Annotated in this window: 1 protein-coding gene; it reads right to left on the bottom strand. The window is 38.0% G+C overall.

The features are described 5' to 3' along the window. Positions 1–43: 43 nt before the first annotated feature. The coding region (locus E1171_RS02215; protein ID WP_343031284.1) for an OmpA family protein at positions 44–2,009 on the bottom strand (1,966 nt) is incomplete at its 5' end.

Raw genomic sequence — 2,009 nt, 5'->3', positions numbered from 1 at the left:
ATAAATAAAATCTGTAACAACTAAAATCAAGAAATTTCCTTCCTTACAACACCTTAAATTCAATACGGCGATTTTTCTGACGATTTACTTCTGAGCTATTCTTAACAAAAGGCTTTTCTTTCCCAAATCCCTTGTATTCTAGCTGACCGGAGGCAATTCCCGCCTTTAACAAAAATTCATAAACAGCTTTAGCCCTTTGTTCGGAAAGTTTTTGGTTATAAGAGGATGACCCCACATCGTCGGTATGCCCACCTATTTCCACTCTTAGTTTGGGGTTTAATTCCATAAAGTTTACGACCTTCTTAAGCTCTGTTTTTGATTTATCGTCCAGTAGATAAGAGTCTATGGCAAAAAAGATATTATTTAATGGAACTGCCTCACCAACGGTTAGGGGCTTTAAATACACATCCAGCTTAACTGAGCTCCATTCATCATTTTGGTTCTCATAATCGAAGGATAAACTTTGAAACAGATATCCTTTCTTATTAACGTATAGAGCATAAGAGGAACCTTCGGACAAGACCATCAGGTACTCTCCGCTTACTTCATCCGCTTGCACTTGAGCGATTTTCGAATCTTTATTCAAATCATAAAGCTCTACTGTAGCACCTAAAGGTCTTTTGGTTTTTGCATCAAACACCTTTCCACTCACAAAATCACTTCGCCTTTTCACGCTCACCTCCTCCGGCAAAGCCACCTCATACAATTGAGAACCTACACCATCAACCTCCATCCGCTGATCTACTGAATAATAAGCCGTTTTACCATCCAAACTTACAAAAAATGAAACTTGATCATCATGAGTATTAATGGGATACCCCAAATTCTGTGGATTGGCCCACCTTTCTCCTTCTTTTTCACTTGCATATAAATCAAAGCCCCCAAATCCCGGAAAACGATCAGAAGAAAAATAGAGAGTCTGTCCATTGGCATGAATAAAGGGACCAATATCGTCATAAAGAGAATTAATATCGGAACCTAAATTTCTGGCTTGTTGCCACTGCCCATCGTCCCCCATCTTACTCACCCAAATATCCCTTTTACCAAACCCTCCTTTACGATTTGATACAAAATACAAGGTACGCCCATCAGCAGAAAGCGAAGGTTGAGACTCCCAGGCTGTAGAATTAATGGCAGATCCCAAGTTTTTCGGTTTTGTCCATTCCTCTCCAACTTTATAACTGATGTATAAATCACAACTACCAAACCCTTCCCGGTCCGAACATTTTGTAAAGATTAAGGTACGCCCATCAGCGGAAATACTAGAGGTGCCTTCATTTTCCCAAGTATTAATTTTTGAAGAGATAGATTTAGGACTTTGCCATTCTCCCTTATCATTTATTCGACTAATATAAATATTCTCCTCATCAGAATTCCCTTTTCCCTTTCTTGCTGTGAAAATTATAGATGCTTGATCTGCTGTCAATACAGGAAAATATTGCATGGAAAAAGCATTCACCGTAGTTGGCAATGGATGAGGATTAAAATCCAAAGGATGAGTCATTTTTTCTTGAGCCCAAACTGCACTATGTAATAGGTCTCTTGCTTCTTGATCGTCTTTTTCACCTCTACCTGTTGATTCTAAATATTTCCTGGAAAAATCTTCTGCTGCAGAATAATTCCCTCCTTTAAATTCCAGGCGAGCAATGTACAATAGTGTTTTGGTAAACCTTTTTTCTATATGATCTAAAACAGCCAATTCTTGGTAATGCTTCAAGGCCAATTTAGGGTTTCGTAGTTTTTCATAACAAGAAGCAATTCTGAAATGGGCTTCTGAAAATTTCGCATCTTTCTTTAGCGCCTTTTGCAAGACCTCAACAGCCTCTGGATATTGTCTTCTATGAATAAAACTGCCCGCTTCTTTATAAAAAGCAATGGCCTTTTTAGATTTTGTATGTAGAGCGACCTCCTGCGCAAAACCGTTTACAACAAAGAAAAAAAAGAAAAAGGTTATTGGAAGAATAGACTTCATGGAGCAAGTTGATATTTTAATAAATATAGCTATTATT

This window comes from Xanthovirga aplysinae (assembly GCF_009711365.1).
Classification (GTDB): Bacteria; Bacteroidota; Bacteroidia; order Cytophagales; family Cyclobacteriaceae; genus Xanthovirga; species Xanthovirga aplysinae.
This window is presented reverse-complemented; position numbering and strand designations above follow the sequence as displayed.